Here is a 21,015-nt window from a genome sequence, read left to right as displayed (position 1 = left end):
CCCCTCAACTGGCGAGCGACAGCAGCGGCACGCCCATATATGCCAGCCTGAACGCATAGACGATCGCCGCCGCATAACCCGCGGTCACCAGCCAGACCGCCGCCCGTCCGAAGGGAATGCGCCACATCGCGATCAACGCGCCGGCGAGCGGCAGCACCTGTTGTGCATGCACGCCCAGGAAATGCGGAACCCGCAGGTCGCCGCCGGTGGCCGACCAGCCGACCAGGGGCAGCACCGCGCCGCCCGCGAGCGCGCCGAAGGTCGGGCCCTCGTGCTGGCTGATCGCGATGCCTGCGCCCGCGCCGGCCACGAAGGTCAGCACGAGGCCGATCACCGTCGCGAGCCGGTAGGCCGGCGGCAGCGCGTCGCCATGGCGTGCGAACTGCCATGCGAGCGGCAATGTGGTGGCGCTGAGCGACAGCGCGCCCACGCCCATCAACGCGTACATGACGGCATGGAAGATCGAGTCGTTGTTGAAGTGAGAGGCCTGCCCGAGCGCACCCTGCAGCGTGATGTAGCCGATTTCGAAGGTGCCCATGGCGATGACGACGGCGACGATCGCGCGCACCACGCGTGAGTCGCGGCGTTCGCGCGGCAGGTCGCCGATCAGCCAGGCCATGGTCAGCGCAAAGAGGCTCACCGAAGCCATGAACTTCAGCGGCTTGACCCACACGCCGACGCCGTTCAGCGTGCGCGGGTCCAGCCAGTTCGCAACCAGCGCGGGCACCATGACTGCCAGCAACAGGCCGCCGTACATCGCAAGCTGCGGCTGGCGCGCATGCAGCGCGCGCGCCGCACGCACACAGGCCGGTCCCACCCGCAACGCAAGAAAGGCCAGCAGCCCGACCGGCCCGAACATGAAGGTGAGCGCGAAGCAGGGAATCAGCAGCACAGGCGCAATGCCGGCGCGCTCGCCTTCGCGCGCGATCCAGGTGCCCACGAAGAGATCGAAGGCGAGGTAGTGGAACCACCCCGCGGTGAGCAGGCCCGGATGCTGGAACAACGCATGCACCGCGGAGATGGAGCCGTACCCGCCGCCCTCGGCCGACGACCAGTACGTGGCCATCAACCACCAATAGACCAGCCCGAGCCCGACCGGAATGACGATGCCTGTGAGTGCCCAGATGGCGGGCTTGGCGCGGCCCAGCCACGGCGCCGCGCCGAGGGCGGCCCAGGCGGGAAAGGCGACGGCGCCGCCTGCGCTGAAGAGTGAATCGAACATGGGTGACCTCGCTTGTGGAAGAGGTGAAAGAAGGAAGCGACAGCTTTATCTTGACACTGTTCAGATAAAAAATCCATCGAAATTTAAACGGTGTAAAGTTCGACCATCGAAACCATCTGGAAACCCAGCAGTCATGGCGGAAAGAAAAAAAGCGGAAGCACCTGCGCCCTATCACCACGGCGACTTGCGCGCGGCATTGATCGAAGCCACCGAAGGCCTGCTCGCCGAGCGCGGCATCGAGGGCTTCACGCTGCGCGAAGTGGCACGCCGCGCGGGCGTGTCGCCCGCGGCGCCGCTGCATCACTTCGGCAGCGCCGCCGGTCTGCTGACCGAGGTGTCTATCCTGGGATACGAGGAACTCACGCGCTCGCTGCGCGCCGGCACGGCCAGCGGCGGCAAGGACCCTGCGCGCCGGCTGCGCGGCCAGGGTTTGGGTTACGTCCACTTCGCGCTGGCATACCCCGGGCGCTTCCAGCTCATGTTCCGCAAGGACCGGCTGATGCAGGACCCGCGGCTGGCAGCGGCCGGTGACGCGGCCTACGCCGAACTGGAGATGGCGGTGCGCGACTACACCGGATGGGGCCAGGAGAAAGCGCTGAACCGTGCGACGCAGGCGACCGTGCTGGCGGCCTGGTCCACGGTGCATGGCTTCGCGCACCTCGCGCTCGACGAGAAGTTCGGCGCACCGGCCGGCGCCGAAGGCACGCGGGAATTCGTCGACGGCATGCTGCCCGAGATCCTGCGGCAGCTCTGGCCTTGAAAAGCTAGGCGGGCCGCAACGGCGGCAGCCGCCGCGGGATGGTGTGCGCCTTCACGATCGAGGTGTTCGTCTCCGCCTTCGCCGCGATGCGGTCCAGGATGCCGTCGAGCTGCTCCAGCGACTGAAGGAAGAGCCGCGCGATGAAGCAGTCTTCGCCCGTCACCTTGTCGCATTCGCAGAATTCCGGCGTGTTCTCGATCAGCTTCTGCACCGCCTGCAGCTGCCCCGGCAGGGGGCGAATGCGCACGATGGCCTGGAACTGGTAGCCGAGCGCCTTGGGGTTCAACGCCAGCGTGTAGGCGCGGATCACGTCACGCTCTTCCAGCCGCCGAAGCCGTTCGGCCACGCTGGGCGAAGACAGGCCCACCTGCTGGGCGAGGTCCTTGAGCGACATGCGCGCGTTGGCGCCGAGCGCGGTCAGGATGTCCTGGTCGATGTCGTCCAGCATGGCGCGATCTCCGGTGGTTTGAGAGGTGAGCCTAATTTTCGATGGCAATCGAATGCCATCGCCTTTTTAAAAGCATTTTCATCCGTTGCCAAAGCTGGCACGCTCGACACCATGCAAACCAAGCTTCGCGGCGCGCTCGAAATGAGCGCCGCCATGGTGATTTCCGGAACCATCGGCTGGTTCGTGGTGCGCTTCAACCAGCCGCTGGTCGACGTGCTGTTCTGGCGCTGCGTGTTCGGTGCGGCCACGCTGCTCGTCGCATGCGCCGCGCTGGGCGTGCTGCGCCGCGGCCTCACGCCGCGCACCTTCGCGCTCGCGGCGTTCGGCGGCGTGGCGCTGGTGGTCAACTGGCTGCTGATCTTCGCGTCGTTCTCGCGCGCATCGATCTCCATCGCCACCGCGGTCTACAACACGCAACCCTTCATGCTCGTCGCGCTCGGTGCGCTGCTGTTCTCCGAACGGTTGACTGCGATGAAGGTGGCTTGGCTCTGCATCGCCTTCGCCGGCGTCGTGCTGGTGGCGCAGGCCAAGGGTGGCGGCGGCGCCGATGGCTCGGCCTACCTCACAGGAGTGCTGATGGCATTGGGCGCCGCCTTCTGCTACGCGGTGGCCGCGATCGTCGCGAAGAAGCTCGGCGACATGGCGCCGCACCTCATCGCGCTGATCCAGGTCTGCGTGGGCATCGCGATGCTCGCGCCGTTCGCGAATCTCAGGGCGTTGCCCACCGACGCGGGTACCTGGGGCGTGCACCTCACGATGGGCGTGATCTACACCGGGCTGGTGTTCATCCTGCTGTACGGTGCGATCCAGAAGCTGCCGACGACGGTGGCCGGCGCGCTGTCGTTCATCTATCCACTGGTGGCGATCGGGGTCGACTTCGTGGCCTTCGGCCAGCGGTTGACGCTGGCGCAACTTGTCGGCGCGACGACCATCCTGATCGCGGCGGCGGGCATGACTTTCGGATGGACTCTGCCCGGCATGTCGGGACGGGCGCCCGCAGCTCGCAAGAGCTGAAGCCTCACGGAAGGCGAGACCTCGCCGGTTGCAGATGCCGCTGCAGCCAGGTCCGCATCATTGCGCGCCGTTCGGTGCCGGGGGCTGCCGCGAGAAAGGCTTCCGCATCCACCCCGGCCAGGGGCTCGGACCGCGTCACCGTGGTCGCCACGGACTGCACTTGCAACCAGAGCGCGCCGCAGTGAACGCACGAATGGATCGTGAGTTCGTACCCGTCGACCCGGCCGAGGTATGCCTCGGTGGGGTCGCGCCCGGGCGTGCCGCAGCAGGTCCATTCCAGTGTCATGTCTTGCGGCTGCCGCGCCGCATTCGCCCATCCCGCAAAGCGGGACCAGAGGCTTTTTCTTGCTTGCATTTCAACGCTCCGACGGCTGCGCTACGTATTGCTTCGGAAAGCGAAGCCGGAGCGGGCAGCCTATCGGGTCGCGCGTAAAAAAGGCGCAAAAAAAGCGTGCGTCATGCGGCGTGTGCCGGGGTCGCCTTGCGTCCACCCCATCGCGCAGCCACCCGCTTCACCAGCAGATAGAACAGCGGCACGAAGAAGATCCCCAGCGCCGTCGCAGCGAGCACCCCGCCGAACACGCCGGTGCCGATCGCCGTCTGGCTGCCCGAGCCCGCACCGGTGGCGAGGGCCAGCGGAATCACGCCGGCCAGGAACGCCAGCGAGGTCATCAGGATGGGCCGCAGCCGCAGGCGCGCGCCTTCGGCCACCGCTTCGAGCAACGGCACCCCGCGCCGCAATGCCGCCTCCGCGAACTCGATGATCAGGATCGCGTTCTTGGCCGACAGCCCGATGGTGGCGAGCAGGCCGACCTGGAAGTAGATGTCGTTCGACAGCCCGCGCAGCGCCGCCGCGATCACCGCGCCGAGCACGCCCAGCGGAATGACCAGCATCACTGAGAGTGGCACCGACCAGCTCTCGTAGAGCGCCGCCAGGCACAGGAACACCACGAGGATCGACAGCGCGAACAGGAGCGGCGCCTGCCCGCCCGACAGGCGCTCCTGGTAGGAGAGGCCGCTCCATGCGTAGCCCGTGCCGCTCTGCTTCTTCGCGACGGTCTCGATGGCCGCCATGGCCGTGCCCGAGCTCGTGCCCTGCGCGGCGGCGCCCTGGATCTGCACGGCCGGCAGGCCGTTGTAGCGCTCCAGCTGCGAGGCGCCCTGGCCCCAGCGCGTGGTGGCGAAGGCCGAGAACGGCGTCATCGCGCCGGTGGCACCGCGCACCGACCACTGGCGGATGTCTTCCGGTGCCGAGCGGTAGGGCGCATCGGCCTGCACGTACACGCGCTTCACGCGGCCGCGGTCGATAAAGTCGTTGACGTAGCTGCCGCCCCAGGCCACGCCCAGCGTGGTGTTCACGTCGTCCAGCGAGAGCCGCAGCGCCGAGGCCTTGAGCTGGTCGATGTCGACCTGCAGCTGCGGCGTGTTGGCGATGCTGTTGGCGCGCACGGACTGCAGGCGCGTGTCCTTCTTCGCGTCGCGCACGAGTTGTTCGCGCACCTGCACGAGGCGCGCCGATCCCATGCCGGAGGTGTCCTGCAGCCAGAACTCGAAGCCGTTGGATTCGCCCAGCCCTTCGATCGGCGGCGGCACCATGCCGTGGACCTCGGCGTCGCGCTGCTGCGCCGAGAGCGCGGTGCCGGCGCGTTCGCTGATGGCGTGCGCGCGCTTGTCCGCGCCGCTGCGCTCGGACCAGTCCTTGAGCGAGACGAAGGCCATGCCCTGGTTCTGCCCCGAGCCGCTGTAACTCCAGCCCGAGATCGTGAAGATGGTGTCGGTGGTGTCCTTCTCGGTTTCGAGAAAGTGCTTTTCGACGGCGCGGTTCACGGCATCGGTGCGGCCCTGCGTGGCGCCCGCCGGCAGCGTGAGCTGCACCATCACGCTGCCCTGGTCTTCTTCAGGCAGGAAGCCGCCGGGCAGGCTCAGATAGAGCGCGCCCATGCCGGCCACGATGGCGAGGTAGACGGCGGTGAAGCGCAGGGGCTTGCGCAGCATGCGGCCCAGCAGCCCGACGTAGCGCCCCTGCGCCGCATCGAAGCGGCGGTTGAACGCACCGAGGAAACCTCTTGTGCGCGGCGCCGTGCCCGCCTTCAGGAAGCGCGCGCACAGCGCGGGAATCAGCACGATGGCCACCACCACCGAAAGCACCATCGACGCGATGATCGTCACCGAGAACTGCCGGTAGATCACGCCCACCGAGCCGCCGAAAAACGTCATCGGCAGGAACACCGCCGACACCACCACCGCGATGCCGATCAGCGCGCCGGTGATCTCGCCCATCGATTGGATGGTGGCCGCTTTCGCGTCAAGCCCTTCTTCATGCATCACGCGCTCGACGTTCTCCACCACCACGATGGCGTCGTCCACCAGAAGGCCGATGGCCAGCACCATGCCGAACAGCGTGAGTACGTTGATCGAATAGCCGAAGGCGGCGAGCACGCCGAAGGTGCCCAGCAGCACCACCGGCACCGTGATCGCGGGGATCACCGTGGCGCGCCAGTTCTGCAGGAACAGGAACATCACGACGACCACCAGCGCGATGGCTTCGAGCAGCGTCTTGATGACCGACTTGATCGAGATCTTCACGAAGCGCGTCGTGTCTTCCGCATACGCTACGCGCAGGCCCGCAGGCAGCGACGCTTCGAGTTCGGCGATGCGCGCCTTCACCGCATTCGCGGTGGTGAGCGCGTTGGCGCCCGGCGCCAGCATCACGGCCGAGCCCGCGGCCGGGTGGCCGTTCAGGCGCGTGGTTTCGGTGTACGACTCGCTGCCGATCTCCACGCGTGCCACATCGCCCAGCCGCACCACGGCGCCGTCGGCCTGCGTCTTGAGCACGATGTCGCGGAATTGTTCGGGCGTCTGCAGCCGCGAGAGCGCCGTGACCGTGGCATTGAGCTGCTGCTTCGCCGACGAAGGCCGCGCGCCGATCTCGCCCACCGACACCTGCGTGTTCTGCGCGGCGATGGCGGCGGTGACGTCCGAGGGCATGAGCTGGTAGCTCGCGAGCCGATGCGGGTCGAGCCAGATGCGCATCGCATACGCCGCGCCGAAGGCCTGCACCGAGCCCACGCCGTCGACACGGCTGATCGGGTCGCGCAGGTTGCTGGCCATCCAGTCGGCGATGTCGGTGTCGGTGCGGCGGTCGGTCTCGTCGTAGAGCGCCACGATCAGGAGGAAGTTGTTCTGCGACTTCGCGACCGTCAGGCCCTGCTGCTGCACCGCCTGCGGCAGGCGGCTCGTGGCCTGGCTGACCTTGTTCTGCACCTGCATCTGGGCGGTGTCGGGATCGATGCCCTGGCGGAAGGTCACGCTGATCTCGGCCCAGCCGGCAGAACTGCTGGTCGACTTGAAGTACATCAGGCCGTCGATGCCCTTGAGTTGCTGCTCGATGACCTGCGTGACGCTGCTCTCCAGCGCCTGCGCCGAGGCGCCGGGGTAGTTGGCGGAGACCACGACGGTGGGCGGCGCGATGTCCGGGTACTGCGACACCGGCAGCGTGCGGATGGCCACGCCGCCGGCCAGCATGATGAGGATGGCAATGACCCAGGCGAAGACCGGGCGCTGGATGAAGAAATTCGCGATCACGACTGTCTGCTTGTCTTCTTATTCGGCCGCGGCGGCGGCCGCCTCGAGGGACACCGGCACCGGCTTGACCTTCTCGCCGGGGCGCGCACGCTGCAGCCCGTCGACCACGATGCGGTCGCCTTCGCGCAGGCCCTGGGTCACGATCCACTGGTCGCCCGCCGCGCCGCGCACTTCGAGCGACCGCAGCTCGACCTTGTCGCCCGCGCCGACCACGAGCGCGGTGGGTTCGCCCTTCTCGTTGCGGCTCACGCCGCGCTGGGGCGCGAGGATGGCGCGGCGCTCCACGCCGGCCTCGACCTGCGCGCGCACGTACATGCCCGGCAGCAGCAGGCCTTGCGGGTTCGGAAATTCCGCACGCAGCGTGACCGAGCCGGTCGCGGCATCGACGCCGACCTCGGTGAACTTCAGCGTGCCTTCGTGCGGATACGGCAGGCCGTCTTCCATGCGCAGCTTCACGCGCGTGCTGGCCGGCGCCATGTCGCCCGAGATGAAGCGGCGCTTGAGCTTGGTCAGCTCCAGGCTCGACTGGATGACGTCGACGTAGATCGGGTCGAGCCGCTGGATCGTCGCCAGCGCCGCCGCCTGCCCCGGCGCGACAAGCGCGCCTTCGGTGATGGACGAGCGCCCGATGCGCCCCGCGATGGGCGCGGTGATGCGCGTGAATTCGAGGTTGATGCGCGCGGCCTTCACTGCTGCCTGCGCGGCCTTCACACCTGCCTGGGCCTGCGCGAGCGCGGCCTGGGCCTCGTCGTGCTCCTGCCGGCTGACCGCGTTGGCCTTGACGAGTTCGCCATGGCGCTCGGCCTTGCTGCGCAGGCTCGCAATGCCCGCCTGCGCGGTGGCCAGCGAGGCCTGTGCCTGTTCATGCGCGGCCTCGAACGGGCCGGGCTCGATTTCGTAGAGCACCTGCCCCGCGCGGACCATGCCGCCTTCCTCGAAGAGGCGCTTGCGCACGATGCCGTTGACCTGCGGCCGCACCTCCGACACGCGGAAGGCTGCGGTGCGGCCGGCGAGTTCGGTGAGCACCGGCACGTCGCCGGCGTGCAGCGTCACCACGCCGACTTCGCCTGGTGCATCGTCGGCGGTGGAGGCCGGCTTGCCGCCGCAGGCAGTGAGCGCGAGCGAGGCAAGCAGGGAAAGGGAGAGCAGGAGCTTGGAGTTCATGGACGTCTGGAATCGCGGTGCGAGGCGGTCCGGCGCAGCCCGGGAAAACCCCGGTTGCGCGTCTATTTCGCACCTTAATGGTGCATTCTGCCTGGGGCGCTGTGGCGCAATACGGCGCATGGGCACGGCTTCTGTAGGGGCAAGCAAAACGAAAAAAAGCCAACGCTGGCACAGCCTTGCGGCTGCCCGGATCGTTGGCGGGGCGCCGGCGCGGTGGCCGGCGGTCTGGCTAGGGGTACTTCCGATTCGCCGCTGGCGCGGCGAGGCAGAACTGTAACTAACCGGCGCGCTGCTGGCGCCGGCCCAATGCGAACACCGAGTTCGGCGCGTCCACGACGAACGGCTTGCGCGTCGGGGTGCCCATCACGGTGGTCCGCTTGCTGCCGGCCACGCTGGTGGCGGCCTGCACGCCCTTGGCCTTCTGTTCGTCGACCAGGCTCTGCAGCGAGATCGACTTCAGGAACTCGACCGCCCGCAGGTTGACCGAGGCCCAGAGATCGTCGACTTCGCAGCGGCCGGTATCGTCCGCATCCCCGCCGGCACGGCGCCGCGTGGTCTCGTTGCCGTGGTCCTCGATGGAGAGCACGATGTCGGCCACGCTGATGAGCGCGGCCTTGCGGCTGAGCGAATACCCGCCGCCCGGGCCGCGCGTCGATTCGACCAGGTCGTTGCGGCGCAGCTTGGCGAACAGCAGTTCCAGGTACGACAGCGAGACCCGCTGGCGCAGGCTGATCGAGGCCAGCGTGACCGGGCCCGAGCGGCCGTGAAGTGCGATGTCGATCATCGCGGTGACCGCAAAGCGGCCCTTGGTGGTGAGGCGCATGGAAGGCTCCCTTCTTGAGCGTTACTCGTCCCGGCCGCCGCCCATGCCCAAGAGGGCCAGCAGTGCCTGGAACACGTTGTAGATGCTGAGGTAGACACCCAGCGTGGCGGAGATGTAGTTGGTCTCCAGGCCGTCCTTCACGCGCTTGAGGTCGTGCAGGATGAAGGCCGAGAAGATGCCGATGGCGGCGACGGCCAGCGTCATCATCAGCGCGCTCGACTGGATGAAGAAGTTGGCGATGCCAGCCACCAGCAGCAGGATGGCGCCGATGAAGAGCCACTTGCCCATGGCCGACAGGTCGCGCTTGATGACCGACGACAGCGTGGCCATGCCCAGGAAGATCGCGCCGGTGCCGGCGAAGGCCGTCATCACCAGGTTCGCGCCGTTCGAGAGGCCCAGCACAGAGCCCACGAGGCGCGAGAGCATCAGCCCCATGAAGAAGGTGAAGGCCAGCAGCACCGGCACGCCGGCGGCCGAGTTCTTGGTCTTCTCGATGGCGTACATGAAGCCGAAGGCGCCGCCGAGGAACACCATGAGGCCGATGCCCGGCGACATGGCGCGTGCGAGGCCGGTGGAGACGCCGATCCAGGCGCCGAGCACGGTGGGCACCATCGACAGCGCGAGCAGCCAGTAGGTGTTGCGAAGGACGCGGTTGCGTTCCTGGGCCGACGCGATCGGTGCGTCGAAGCCGGGGTGGTAGGTGGGTTGACCGTTGTTCATTCTGATTCCTTGATCGGGCGTCCCGACGAAACGGGGACGCGGTGGTGGCACGGGAGAAGCGGTGTGTTCGCGATGCGAGCGGATGCCGGAATGCGGCGATCCGGTCGGATCGACAAAGGCGGGAGCCGCAAGGGCTCCGGGTCGAGGCGGAGCCTTAGGCGACCAGGGCGGTGCCGCGGGGTGGCCGCTTGGGCCGATCGAGGAGCGGCGAGAGCGCGGGCGTCAGGGCGAGGCCGCGCGGCTGTTCAGAGAGAAAAAGCGGCATCGCCACGGGGTGGCGGGCATCGACCAATTCGACGTGTTCGGAACCCGCCTCGTCATGGGAGGGGAGCTCGTCCGCCAGGTCCATGGCGTCGCTCACGAATGCATCGGAGAACGACATGTCGGCCATTGCGCAGGCCTGCGTGTCGGCGCTCGCATGCGCGGTATGCCCGGCACCCATCAGGCCCTGCGCGAACACGGCAAGGCCGTAGCAGGACAACATGAGGGTGAGGACAGTAGCGGCGAACCAGCGTGACATGAACTGGCGATTTTACCCGGCGCAACCTGACTGGCCTTCTGGCGGGTTGTTTCGCCCAGCCAGGCGGTCGGACGTTTCAGGTTTCCAGGGTGGCAGGCGCCGCCTCGTCCCCGGGCTGCAGCCACTCGCGCGCATGGGCGCGCAGCGCGTCGATCTGCAGCCAGACCAGTGCCAGTTCGGTGTGGATGGTGCGTTCGGCCGCGCCGGCATCGCCCGCCGGCGCCACGGCCGCCGCGAGGGCGGCGCGCAGGGCGGGTTCGGCGGCGGGATCGTCCGCGATCGCGCCGCCCTGCAGCCCGCCGGCCAGTGATTCGAGCGCCGCCGCCGCGCCTTCGGCCGCATCGCGCAGCACCGCCATGTGCGGCGAATCGGGCAGCGCGGCGCGGTGCGCGCCGAGCGCCGACAGGTAGCTCAGGAGCGTGTGCGAGCGGATCAGGAAGCGCAGCGCAATGCCCGCGCGCGGCCGCACGTAGCCCGGCTCGCGGAACATGTCCGACACCGCCGTGGAAAGCGCCGCGTCGGCGTTGTGGTCGTTGCGCCGCGCGAGGCGGTAGTCGAGATGGTCGAGCGGACCGGTGCGGTACTGCTCGACGATCCGGCGCAGGTACCCCGCATGGCTGCGCATCGCCGTGGCCGCCAGCTCGTTGATGCGCCGCGCCTGCCAGTGCGGCAGCACCAGCAGCACCGCGAGGCCGGCGATGGCGCTGCCGATGGCGGTGTCGACCAGCCGCGGCACGAGCAGGAGGCCGCTGTCGCCCACCTGGTTGAAGCACATCAGCACCAGCAGCGTCATCGCGGCCGTGGCGAGCAGGTAGCGCGTGGCGCGCGTGGCGAAGAACAGCACCCCGGCCACCACCGCGATCACCGACTGCACCAGCGGCTGCGGAAAGAGCTGCAGCAGCGCCCAGCCGGTCACCACGCCCAGGGCCGTGCCGGCGATGCGCTGGCCCATGCGCGAGACGGTGTCGCCAAAGGTCTGCTGGCAGACGAACAGCGTGGTCAGCAGGATCCAGTAGCCCTGTGCGGGATGGATCAGGTGCATCACGCCGTAGCCCGCGACCAGCGCGAGGGCCAGCCGCAGCGCATGGCGAAACAGCGGCGAGCGCGGCGTGAGTTGCCGCCGCACGCGCTCCACCGCATCGCGCCACGAACGCGGAGAGCGGTTGAAGAGGCCCATCTCGGTCCGGCCGGCGCGGGCCGACGGCTGGCTCGCCCCGGCGAGTTGTCCGTCGAGCTGCGCGAGGTTGCGCGCGAGCGCTTCCACCGAGGCCAGAAGCGTGAGCCGCTCCGGTGTGGTCGCACGCGCCCGCTCGTGTTCGATGGCGCCGCGCAGGTCGGCCAGCGCCTGCACGGTTTCCTCGCCCACCTCGAAAGGCTCGCGTCGCGCGATCGAGACGGCCAGCCGCCGGCAGGCCAGCCCCTGCAGCCCGAGCACGCGCTGGCAGCGGTACAAAAGGTCGCTGTGGAAGAAGGCGTCGGCCAGCGCGTTGTAGTCGTCGTGCGAGGAGCTCGCGCGCTCGTGCACGTCCTGCGCGATCAGGTAGAGCCCGCGGTAGCGCGAGATGCGGCCGGTCGGCGCCCGCGCGCCGATGCGGCGGAAGATGCTTTCCTTCGCGGCATTCAGCTCGGTCACCACCTCGGCGTTGAGCTGCGCGAGCGACAGGCGCTTCTGTTCGATGTCGATGCCCCGCAGCGGCTCGAACAGCGATGCCTTGAAGCGCACGAAGTTGCCGAGCACGGTGAAGAGCGTGACCAGCCGCGCCTGCACCGGCTGCGCCGGAAAGGCCGCGCACCACAGTACCGAGAACACGCCGTACCAGGCGGCGCCTGCCAGCAGCAGCAACGGCTCGCGTCCGCCGTCATGGCCGTGCGTCGCCTGGTTCTCGATGCCCAGCGTCGCGTACATCGCGAGGATCAGCGTGGCATAGGCAATGGCCTTGTAGCGCGCCTCCACCGCGCCCAGCATCGTGAGCCAGAAGGCCGCGAAGGCCAGGCCCGCGATGAAGAGCACCGGTCGGCCGAACAGCGCCTCCACCGAGAACGACACCACCGCGAAGCACGCGAGCGTGACGAGCTGCGCGCGAAAGCGGCCGCGCCAGCTGTCGTCGGTCTCGGCGAGCGCGCTCGCGATGGCGCCGAGGAACAGCGGGATCACTGCATCGGGGTGGCCGGTGTAGCCGCACACCGCCATCAGGCTGCCGAGCGTGAGAAGAATGCGCAGCGGCTGCGCGCGGGAGGCAAAGGAACGCAGGCGCTGGCGCAGCGAATCGGGAGACAGGGGGAGCATGGCCGCAATCTTGCACGATGCATGCCACGCGCGGAGGGCCCGTCAGGCCTGCGGCGGCGCCTCCCACGCGAATCCCACGCCGTAGACGGAGCGGATCCAATCGTGCGAAGGCGACACCGCGCCGAGCTTGCGGCGCAGGTTCTTCACATGGCTGTCGATCGCGCGCTCGGTCACGTCCACCGTGTCGTCGTAGGCGAGCTCCAACAGCCGTGCGCGCGAGAAGATGCGCCCCGGATGCCGCGACAGCACCTGCAGCAGCCCGAACTCGCGGCGCGTGAGGTTCAGCGGCGTGCCCTCGAGCGAAGCGCGCCAGTGCACGTCGTCGAGCACGAGGCCCGGCGCATCGCCTTGCGGGGCCTGGCCCGGCGCCCCCGGCGCATGCCCTGGTGACGTGCGCCGCAGCACCGCGCGCACCCGCGCCACCAGCTCGCGCGGCGAGAAGGGCTTGCACACGTAATCGTCGGCACCGAGCTCCAGGCCGAGCAGGCGGTCGACCTCCTCGATGCGCGCAGTGAGCATGATGATCGGATGCGCCGTGTGCTCGCGCGCGCGGCGCAGCACCTCGATGCCATCCAGGCGCGGCAGCATGATGTCCAACAGCGTCAGGTCGGGCGGCGCGGCGACGATGCTTTCGAGCGCGCTCTGCCCATCGGTGAAGTGCTCGGTCTCGTAGCCGGTGTGGCGCAGGTAGTCCTGCACCACCGAGGCGATGTCGATCTCGTCCTCGACGATGACGATGCGTGTCATGCGGTGGTCGCCAGCGGAAGGGTGATGGTCATGCGCAGCCCGCCCAGCGGCGAGGCCGCCGCCTCGATGCTGCCGCCGTGCGCCTCGATGGTCGCGCGGCAGATCGAGAGGCCGAGGCCCGAGCCGCCGAGCGCACGACTGCGCGAGGTCTCGCCGCGGAACAGGCGGTCGAAGAGCCGCGGAATCTCTTCGTCGGACACGCCCGGCGCGCTGTCGTCGAACAGCAGCGTGAGGCAGTTGCCGGTCCATGCGCCTTCGACGGTCACATCGATGCGCAACTGGCCGCCGGCATCGGTGTAGGCCAGCGTGTTCTCCAGCAGGTTCATGAAGACCTGGTGCAGCCGGTGCGCATCGCCGTCGATCACCGGCTGGGCCGATGCGGCGATGCGATCGATCGCCTCCCGGTCGACCGCGATGCCGCGCTGCGCGAAGCGGTCGCGCGTGTGGTCGAGCGCTTCCTTCAGCAGCGCGAGCGGAAACACCGCGGTGGTGAGCAGGTCGTTCTGCGGCTCGCGCATGCTGCTGCGCAGGTCGTCGACCAGCTGGCCGAGGCGGATCACCTGCCGGTGCATGCGCAGCGCGGTGCGTTCGTCGAAGGTGCGCACGCCGTCCTGCAGCGCCTCGATCTCCGCGCGCATGGCCGCGAGCGGCGTGCGCAGCTCGTGCGCGGCATCGGCCAGCCAGGCGCGCCGCGAGGCCTCGACCTTGTCCAGGCGCTGCGCCATGTCGTTGAAGGTCTTGCCCAGCAGCGCGAGTTCGTCGGAGCCATGGACCGTCACGCGGGTGGAGAGCCGCCCGCGCGCCACATCCTGCGCCGCCTGCGTCAGCGCGTCGATGGGCTTGAACCAGCGGCGCGCGAGCAGCCACGACAGCACCAGCGCAAAGGCGAGGCCGCACATGCCGGTGAGCGCGATCACGCCGGACTGGCGCGCGAGGAAGGCGCGGTCGGCTTCGCTTTCCAGGCCCTGCATGGGCGCGAGCGCCAGGTAGCCGACGACCGAGCGCCCGCGCCGGATCGGCATGCGCGCGGCGTTCTCCAGGTCGATGGTGGCGCCGACCACCGGCGCGCCCTGCGCATCGAGCACGGCCAGGCGCTGGTAGATCGAATCGGCGGCCGAGCGCGGATCTGGAAAGAACCAGGGCGGCGGCGGCATCGAGAAGCGCCGGGGCAGCAGGTCGAGTTGCGGCGAACCGGAGGGAGAGGAAGAGGGCGGGGCCGGCGGCGGCGCGCCGTTGTCGAGGTCGGCCTGTGCACGACGCTCGTACCAGGGCGGAAGCCGCCGGTCGTCGGGGCTGGCCGCGCCGTCGAGCACGATCGCGAGCTGGCCCATGCGCAGGCGGTGCCAGGCCTCGTCGTTGTCGCGCAGCTTCTTCCAGTCGCCGTTGGCGACGTAGTGCTTCAAGAGGAGCTGCGAGAGCCAGTCCATGCGCCGGATCTCGATCTCGGCGACATAGGCGCCCAGGCCCCGCTGCAGCGCGATGATGGAGAAGCCCACGAAACTGAGCAGCAAGACGACCAGCAAGGCGGCCAGCGCCAGGAAGATCTTGCGGGAGAGGGTCAGACGCGGCATGGGCTCAGGGCAGGCATGGCCGCATTCTGCGACATGCGTTTCGGACAGGGGGCGTCATAGGCAAGCCGCAAATCATGGCCGCCAAATGGGGAGAAATCTGGGAGAACCGCCCTCCCACATTTCTCCCGATTCGAAACGCACGATGCATGCCCATGAACCCGGCCACGCCTCGCCCACCGAAAAAGTTCCTTCACGCCTTCGTGGCTGCCGCGCTGGTCTGGGCCAGTCCGGCGCAGTGCACACCGGCACGCCCCGCCTGGTCGTGGGCCGATCTCTGGTCCGATCCGGGCATGGACCTGTTCCTGCTGTGGCTCACGGCGATCTTCTGGTTGGTCACCCATGTGTGGACGTTGCTGGTCGTCTGGGCGGAGGCGCGCGCCACCCGGGTCAGGGAGCCGGGCATCGAAGCCGAGGAGGAAAGCGCATGAACGGCAACGTGCAATCCACCCAAGACTGAGCATTCGATGCCGTCTCACAGCGAAACCGCCTGGGTGCATCCCGTGGCGACGCCATCATCAACCGGTGGGTTGCCGCCGATACAGCGCCTCGTGGGCCTGCTGGCCTTCAGCAGCCTCGCGCTGGGGGTTCTCGTCGCTGTACGCGAGAGTGGATGCGTCGATCGCCACGCGGCCGGGCGGCGCAACGCGAGCGCCTTGAGCCTTTCGACCCTGGCGCCGATCATGCGCACCGGCCCTGCCACGCCGCTCGATGCCGTGCAGCACGACACCGCGTGCCGCGCTCAGGCGGGCCGTTCCGCGAAGCTGAAACCCACGCCGTAGATCGAGCGAATCCAGCCGTGCGAGGGCGCGGCGGCCGTGAGCTTCTTGCGCAGGTTCTTGATGTGCCCGTCGACCGCGCGCTCGTTCACGTCGAGCGCTTCGGGAAACGCCGCCTCCAGCAGCTTCGAGCGCGTGAACACTCGCCCCGGATCGCGCGACAGCGTGCGCAGCAGCAGGAGCTCGCGGCGCGTGAGATCGAGTGCGTGCCCCTCCAGGTGCGCGCCGTCCCGGAACGACACCGACTTCGACGGCGTCGCAGAAGCGCCGTCGCGCTGTGCATGGCGGCGCAGCACCGTGTGCACGCGCGCCACCACCTCGCGCGGCGAGAACGGCTTGCAGACATAGTCGTCGGCGCCCAGGTCGAGCCCGCGCAAACGGTCGACCTCGCGCGTGCGCGCCGTGAGCATGATGATCGGATGGTCGCTGTGCGAGCGCACCTTCTGCAGCACCTGCAGGCCGTCGATCTGCGGCAGCACCACGTCCAGCAGCGTGAGCGCCGGCGGCGAACTCAGGATGCGGTCCAGCGCCGCCGCGCCGTCCCCGATGTGCTCGACCTCGTGGCCGGCGTTGTAGAGATGGTCCAGCAGCGCCGAGGCGCTGTCGCGGCCGTCTTCGACCATCAGGATGCGGCTCATGGCGTGGTCCCTTTCCTCAAAAGGAAGTTCCGATCTGGAACTGGAAGCGCTGCGTGCGGTCCGCCGCGATGCCGTTGGCGGTGTCCGCCTTCTGGTAGGCCAGCGGCACCGCATACGCCAGCCGCAGCGGGCCCAGCGGCGAGATCCAGCTGATGCCCAGGCCCGCCGAGGCGCGGATGCGGTTCTGCGCCTTCCACTGCGCATCGGTCATGCTCGTCGTGCGGTCGGCGAACACGTTGCCCGCATCGAGGAAGGTGTAGAGCCTGAGCGACCGGTCGTTGCCCGCGCCGGGGAACGGCGTGCTGAACTCCATGTTGAAGATCGCCTTGCGCGTGCCGCCGAGCGAGCCGCCGGTGACCGCATCGACCGGCCCGAGCGAGTTCTGCTCGAAGCCCCGGATCGAACCGAGCCCGCCCGCATAGAAGTTCTTGAAGATCGGGAAGGTGCTGCCGCCCAATGCCTTCGCATAGCCGAGCTGGCCGTTGATGGCCAGCGTGTACTGCTTGGAGAGCGCGAAGTACTGCTGGTACTGGTAGTCGGTCTTCAGGTAGCGCAGCGCGCTGCCCACGCCCACTTCGAGGTTCGCGCGCTGCAGCCGGCCGGTGGTCGGCACCAGCGCGCTGTCGCGGTCGTCGCGGGACCACCCCACCGTCGCGGGAATGCCCACCACATTGCTGCCGGTGCACACCACGCTGGGCGCGGTGCCCGTGCACTTGAAGTAGTCCAGGTAGGCCTGCGGCGTGCCGGTGTAGACGTAGGAGCCGTCGACCAGCGTGTACGCGCCGTTGGTGCCGGGCGTGAACGAATAGCGCTCCACGCCGATGCCCAGGAACACCGTGTCCAGCTCGCCCACCGGCAGCCCGAAACGCACCGAGCCGCCGTCGCTCGCGAGCTTGTAGTTGCCGTCGGCCTCGTAGTAGGGCCGCGTGGTGGTGTGGAAGACGTTGATCGTGCGCGAGATGCCGTCCTTCGTGAAGTACGGATCGGTGGCGGTGAGCGAGATCGAACGGTTGTACGAACTGGTGTTGACTTGCAGCCCGAGGTAGTTGCCCGAGCCGAACACGTTTTCCTGCGTGATGCCGAAGGTGAGCGAGATCTTGTCGGTCGACGAGTAGCCCGCGCCCAGCTGCAGCGAGCCGGTGGGCTTCTCGGCCACGTTGACGGTGAGGTCGATCTGGTCGTTGCTGCCGGGCACCTCGGTGGTCTCGACGTTCACTTCGGTGAAGTAGCCCAGGCGGTCGACGCGGTCGCGCGAGAGCTTGATCTTGTTGCCGTCGTACCAGGCGCCTTCGAACTGCCGGAACTCGCGGCGGATCACCTCGTCGCGCGTGCGCGCGTTGCCGCCGATGTTCAGGCGCCGCACGTACACGCGCCGCGCGGGCTCGGCCTTCAGCACCATCGTGACGCGGTGGTTGGTGCGGTCGATGTCGGGTTCGGCCTTCACGCGCGCGAACGCATAGCCGAAGGTGCCAAAGTAGTCGGTGAAGGCCTTGGTGGTGGCGGCCACGTCCTCGCCGTTGTAGGGCGCGCCGGGGCGCACCGTCACGAGGGTCTTGAACTCGTCTTCGCGGCCGAGGTAGTTGCCTTCGAGCCGCACGCCGGCCACCGCGAACTTCTCCCCCTCGGTGATGTTGATCGTGAGGTCGAGCGACTGCCGGTCCGGCGAGATGGCGACCTGCGTGGAGTCGATGCGGAACTCCAGGAAGCCGCGCGTGAGGTAGTAGGAGCGCAGCGTTTCCTGGTCGGCGGCGAGCTTGCTGCGCGAGTACTGGTTCGACTTGGTGTACCAGGCCAGCCAGCCGCCGCTGTCCTGGTCGAACAGGTCGAGCAGCGTGCTCTCGCCGAAGGCCTTGTTGCCGATCACGCGCACGCTCTTGATGTGCGCCGACTCGCCCTCGACGACGGTGAACGTGAGGTTGACGCGGTTGCGCTCGATCGGCGTGACGGTGGTGACGACCTCGGCGTTGTAGAGGCTGCGGCTCACGTACTGGCGCTTGAGCTCCTGCTCGGCGCGATCGGCCAGTGCCTTGTCGTAGGGGCGGCCTTCGGCGAGGCCGATCTCGCGCAAGGCCTTCTGGAGCGCGGCCTTCTCGAATTCCTTGGTGCCGACGAAGTCGACATCGGCGACGGTGGGGCGTTCTTCCACGATGACGACGAGCACATTGCCGTCGACGTCGATGCGCACGTCCTTGAACAGGCCCAGCTCGAACAGCGCGCGAATGGCCGCGCTGCCGCGCTCGTCGCTGTAGTCGTCACCGGCCTTGATGCCGAGGGTCGAGAAGACGGTGCCGGGCTCGACGCGTTGCAGGCCTTCGAGCCGGATGTCGCGAACGGTGAACGGCGTGGCGGCCCATGCGGGAACGGCGGCCATCGAGATGAACAGTGCAGCGATGGCTGCAAGGAACTTGGGGAGATGCATCGCCGCATGGTCTCTGCCAATGTCGGAGAAATGTGGGACGCTCTCCAGCCCGTTTGGTAAAGCGCGTTACTGCAGGCCCATCGCGTTCATGGCGGGCCATTGCATGGAGATCTGCTGCTCACTTCTTTCCCGGCAGTTCTGCAGATGCGTTTCCATGGAAAGGTCGCCCTGGATGTCGAGCAGCCGCTGCACGGTGCGTTCGACGGCGTGGGCGTCGAGCAGCGGATAGGTGCGCGCGGTGCGTCCGTTGTTGCGCACGAGCCGCGCGATGTAGGGCAGGTCCTGCTGCGTGATGACGGCGGCGGGCATGACGCCTTCGAGCTCCACGCCTTCGCAGGGCAGGAGCACGAAGTACTGCAGGCGCAGGTCATCGGGCAACAGGCTGCGCAGCTGCGTGGTCTTGCGGCCGCCTTGCCATGCGGGGTCTTTCACTTCGCGTGCGCGCTTGCATCCGTTGAGTCGGAGAAACCAGCGCGGCGGGGCTTCGTCGGATTTCTTCCTGTAGACGAAGGCGTTGCGCCATGCCTTGATCTCGAACAGGTAGACACCGGTCTCGCACACGATGACGGCGTCGATGCGCGCCGTGGGAACCGCGCATCCCGAAGGCATCGGGATGATGAGGTTGCGAAGAATGCGCAGGTGGGAGAAGGCGGGGGTGAATGCATTCGCCAACTGCTGAATGCCCAGCGATGCGGCGACGGTGCTTTGCAAAACAATGGTCATGTGGACTCCTTCGGGATGGCGAAGCATTGCTTTGCTTTTGGGAGATTTTTAGTACGTGCTGTTTGAAGAGGCGCGCGGTCTGCGCTGCGGCGCTGCGTGCCCCACTGTGCCGGCCGCTTCGCGGCTCCCCCGCGGTGCTCGCGTTTCGCGGGGTCTCGCAGAACTCGCATCGCTCAAACAGCTGCGAGCCCTGATCCGCGAAACGCTGCGCTCCTCGGCGGCACAGAGGGGCCCGCAGCGCCGCAGCGCAGACCGCGCGCCTGTCGTGGCTTTGATGCCGCAGTGCGCTCAAAACAACACCGTGTGCAAAGCACGCGGCGTCCACCAGATTCCTCCAAATTTGAACGAGACCATCCGTTCAGCCGCTCGATGTAGAGCAGCTGAAAACCCGGAGAAACCTGAATGAAGAAATCCCTCACGGCACTCGCCGCGCTGGCCGTCACCGGCCTGGCCTCTGCCCAATCGTCCGTCACCCTGTTCGGCGTCATCGATGCCGGCGTGAGCTACCAGAGCGCCACGTCGCGCGACCCGGTCACAGGTGCGAGCAGCAAGCAGAGCCAATGGAGTCTTGCCAACTCCGGCTACAACTCCAGCCGCATCGGCTTTCGCGGCACCGAAGACCTGGGCGGTGGCCTGGCCGCCAGCTTCTGGCTCGAAGCGCCGATCAGCAACGACGACGGCGCGACCGGCATCGCCAACTTCAACCGCCGCTCCACCGTCAGCCTCTCCGGTGGCTTCGGTGAACTGCGGCTGGGCCGCGACTACACGGCCACCTTCTGGAACGACACGGTGTTCGATCCGTTCGGCACCAACGGCTCGGGCTCCAGCGCGATCTATTCGGTGAGCAGCAGCGCGGGCCTTGCCAACTCGAACTACGTGCGCGCGAGCAACATGATCGGCTACTTCCTGCCGCCGAACCTCGGTGGTTTCTACGGCCAGGTCCAGTACAGCCTGAACGAGAACACCAAGACCAGCGCCACGGACACGACCGCCGAGACCAGCAGCAGCGCGGGCCGCTACGTCGGTGGCCGCTTCGGCTACGCGAACGGGCCGCTCGACATCGCATTGGCGGTGGGCCAGAACGTCGCGGTCGACACCACCTCGCTCACGCGCAAGGTGCAGACCATCAACCTCGGTGCGTCGTACGACTTCGGCCCGGTCAAGCTGTTCGGCGAGCTCTCGAACGTGAAGAACAAGTTCGACTTGGCCGTCGGCAACAGCCACGACAGCTACAACGGCTACCTCATCGGCGCGAGCATGCCGGTGGGCGCCGGCCTGATCCGCGCGTCGTACTCCACGGTGCGCTACAACGAAGGCGCCGTCGGCATCACCGGCGAAGACCCGCGCGTCAACAAGTTCGCGATCGGCTATGTGCACAACCTCTCCAAGCGCACCGCGCTGTACGCCACCATCGCGCGCGTGAACAACCGCAACGACGCCGCCTACACCGGCAGCCTGGCCGCCGCGGCCACCACGGGCTACGGCAGCACGGGCGTGGGCTACACGGGCCTGCCGCGTTCGTCGACGGGCTACGACTTCGGCATTCGCCACGCGTTCTGACGACGCACCCGGCCGGTGCGACGGGGCGTTCGCCCTGT

Annotated in this window: 19 protein-coding genes; 5 read left to right on the top strand and 14 right to left on the bottom strand. The window is 68.2% G+C overall.

All coding sequences use genetic code 11. The features are described 5' to 3' along the window. Positions 1 to 4: 4 nt before the first annotated feature. Positions 5 to 1,222 (bottom strand): ABA4-like family protein, encoded by a 1,218-nt coding sequence (locus GNX71_RS26910; protein ID WP_206175247.1) that lies wholly within the window; start codon positions 1,220 to 1,222, stop codon positions 5 to 7. Positions 1,223 to 1,355: 133 nt separating this feature from the next. Here GNX71_RS26910 and GNX71_RS26905 point away from each other — a divergent pair, with 133 nt between their 5' ends. Continuing rightward, positions 1,356 to 1,982: a TetR/AcrR family transcriptional regulator gene (locus GNX71_RS26905; RefSeq protein WP_206175246.1), complete on the top strand. Its 627-nt coding sequence runs from the start codon at positions 1,356 to 1,358 to the stop codon at positions 1,980 to 1,982. A 4-nt stretch (positions 1,983 to 1,986) separates the two neighbouring features. Here the strand turns inward: GNX71_RS26905 and GNX71_RS26900 are convergent, their stop codons facing one another. After that, positions 1,987 to 2,430 (bottom strand): Lrp/AsnC family transcriptional regulator, encoded by a 444-nt coding sequence (locus GNX71_RS26900; RefSeq protein ID WP_206175245.1) that lies wholly within the window; start codon positions 2,428 to 2,430, stop codon positions 1,987 to 1,989. Between the two features lie 111 nt (positions 2,431 to 2,541). Here GNX71_RS26900 and GNX71_RS26895 point away from each other — a divergent pair, with 111 nt between their 5' ends. After that, positions 2,542 to 3,444, top strand: a complete 903-nt coding sequence (locus tag GNX71_RS26895; RefSeq protein WP_206175244.1) for a DMT family transporter — start codon at positions 2,542 to 2,544, stop codon at positions 3,442 to 3,444. A 4-nt stretch (positions 3,445 to 3,448) separates the two neighbouring features. Here the strand turns inward: GNX71_RS26895 and GNX71_RS26890 are convergent, their stop codons facing one another. From GNX71_RS26890 to GNX71_RS26850, 9 genes are all read right to left on the bottom strand, one after another. Then, positions 3,449 to 3,799: a hypothetical protein gene (locus GNX71_RS26890; RefSeq protein ID WP_206175243.1), complete on the bottom strand. Its 351-nt coding sequence runs from the start codon at positions 3,797 to 3,799 to the stop codon at positions 3,449 to 3,451. 101 nt (positions 3,800 to 3,900) lie between these two features. After that, positions 3,901 to 7,029, bottom strand: a complete 3,129-nt coding sequence (locus GNX71_RS26885) for an efflux RND transporter permease subunit (RefSeq protein WP_277401869.1) — start codon at positions 7,027 to 7,029, stop codon at positions 3,901 to 3,903. Between the two features lie 18 nt (positions 7,030 to 7,047). Continuing rightward, a complete protein-coding gene (locus tag GNX71_RS26880) occupies positions 7,048 to 8,193 on the bottom strand; it encodes an efflux RND transporter periplasmic adaptor subunit (protein WP_206175242.1) in 1,146 nt (381 codons plus the stop codon). 277 nt (positions 8,194 to 8,470) lie between these two features. Continuing rightward, entirely contained in the window at positions 8,471 to 9,016 is a 546-nt protein-coding gene (locus GNX71_RS26875; RefSeq protein WP_206175241.1) for an Rrf2 family transcriptional regulator, read from the bottom strand. A 21-nt stretch (positions 9,017 to 9,037) separates the two neighbouring features. Next, positions 9,038 to 9,736 (bottom strand): Bax inhibitor-1/YccA family protein, encoded by a 699-nt coding sequence (locus tag GNX71_RS26870; protein ID WP_206175240.1) that lies wholly within the window; start codon positions 9,734 to 9,736, stop codon positions 9,038 to 9,040. A gap of 154 nt (positions 9,737 to 9,890) precedes the next feature. Then, positions 9,891 to 10,256, bottom strand: coding sequence for a hypothetical protein (locus GNX71_RS26865; RefSeq protein ID WP_241027061.1), 366 nt, complete (start codon positions 10,254 to 10,256; stop codon positions 9,891 to 9,893). A 76-nt stretch (positions 10,257 to 10,332) separates the two neighbouring features. After that, complete coding sequence (gene yccS / locus GNX71_RS26860; protein WP_206175239.1) at positions 10,333 to 12,543, bottom strand: YccS family putative transporter; 2,211 nt, start codon at positions 12,541 to 12,543, stop codon at positions 10,333 to 10,335. Positions 12,544 to 12,585: 42 nt separating this feature from the next. After that, positions 12,586 to 13,290 carry a response regulator gene (locus GNX71_RS26855; RefSeq protein ID WP_206175238.1) on the bottom strand — a complete coding sequence of 235 codons (705 nt, stop codon included), beginning with the start codon at positions 13,288 to 13,290 and terminating at the stop codon, positions 12,586 to 12,588. Beyond that, positions 13,287 to 14,861, bottom strand: a complete 1,575-nt coding sequence (locus tag GNX71_RS26850) for an ATP-binding protein (RefSeq protein ID WP_206175237.1) — start codon at positions 14,859 to 14,861, stop codon at positions 13,287 to 13,289. Before GNX71_RS26850 ends, GNX71_RS26855 begins: the two co-directional genes overlap by 4 nt. A 146-nt stretch (positions 14,862 to 15,007) precedes the next feature. Between GNX71_RS26850 and GNX71_RS26845 the strand changes: the two genes are divergently transcribed. Both GNX71_RS26845 and GNX71_RS26840 read left to right on the top strand, forming a co-directional pair. Continuing rightward, on the top strand, positions 15,008 to 15,289 hold the full coding sequence (locus GNX71_RS26845; RefSeq protein ID WP_241027060.1) for a hypothetical protein: 282 nt from the start codon (positions 15,008 to 15,010) through the stop codon (positions 15,287 to 15,289). 36 nt (positions 15,290 to 15,325) lie between these two features. Continuing rightward, positions 15,326 to 15,640 carry a hypothetical protein gene (locus GNX71_RS26840; protein ID WP_241027059.1) on the top strand — a complete coding sequence of 105 codons (315 nt, stop codon included), beginning with the start codon at positions 15,326 to 15,328 and terminating at the stop codon, positions 15,638 to 15,640. Here GNX71_RS26840 and GNX71_RS26835 read toward each other — a convergent pair. The 3 genes from GNX71_RS26835 to GNX71_RS26825 form a co-directional block, all read right to left on the bottom strand. Further along, positions 15,601 to 16,275 carry a response regulator gene (locus GNX71_RS26835; protein WP_206175236.1) on the bottom strand — a complete coding sequence of 225 codons (675 nt, stop codon included), beginning with the start codon at positions 16,273 to 16,275 and terminating at the stop codon, positions 15,601 to 15,603. The genes GNX71_RS26840 and GNX71_RS26835 overlap by 40 nt on opposite strands. 16 nt (positions 16,276 to 16,291) lie before the next feature. Further along, a complete protein-coding gene (gene bamA / locus GNX71_RS26830; protein WP_206175235.1) occupies positions 16,292 to 18,694 on the bottom strand; it encodes an outer membrane protein assembly factor BamA in 2,403 nt (800 codons plus the stop codon). A gap of 66 nt (positions 18,695 to 18,760) precedes the next feature. Next, positions 18,761 to 19,417: a nuclease-related domain-containing protein gene (locus GNX71_RS26825; protein ID WP_206175234.1), complete on the bottom strand. Its 657-nt coding sequence runs from the start codon at positions 19,415 to 19,417 to the stop codon at positions 18,761 to 18,763. Between the two features lie 402 nt (positions 19,418 to 19,819). Here GNX71_RS26825 and GNX71_RS26820 point away from each other — a divergent pair, with 402 nt between their 5' ends. After that, a complete protein-coding gene (locus GNX71_RS26820; RefSeq protein ID WP_206175233.1) occupies positions 19,820 to 20,977 on the top strand; it encodes a porin in 1,158 nt (385 codons plus the stop codon). The last annotated feature ends 38 nt before the right edge of the window (positions 20,978 to 21,015 follow it).

This window comes from Variovorax sp. RKNM96, assembly GCF_017161115.1.
GTDB lineage: Bacteria > Pseudomonadota > Gammaproteobacteria > Burkholderiales > Burkholderiaceae_C > Variovorax.
The sequence above is the reverse complement of the archived record's forward strand: the minus strand, read 5'-3'. Positions and strand labels throughout refer to the sequence as shown.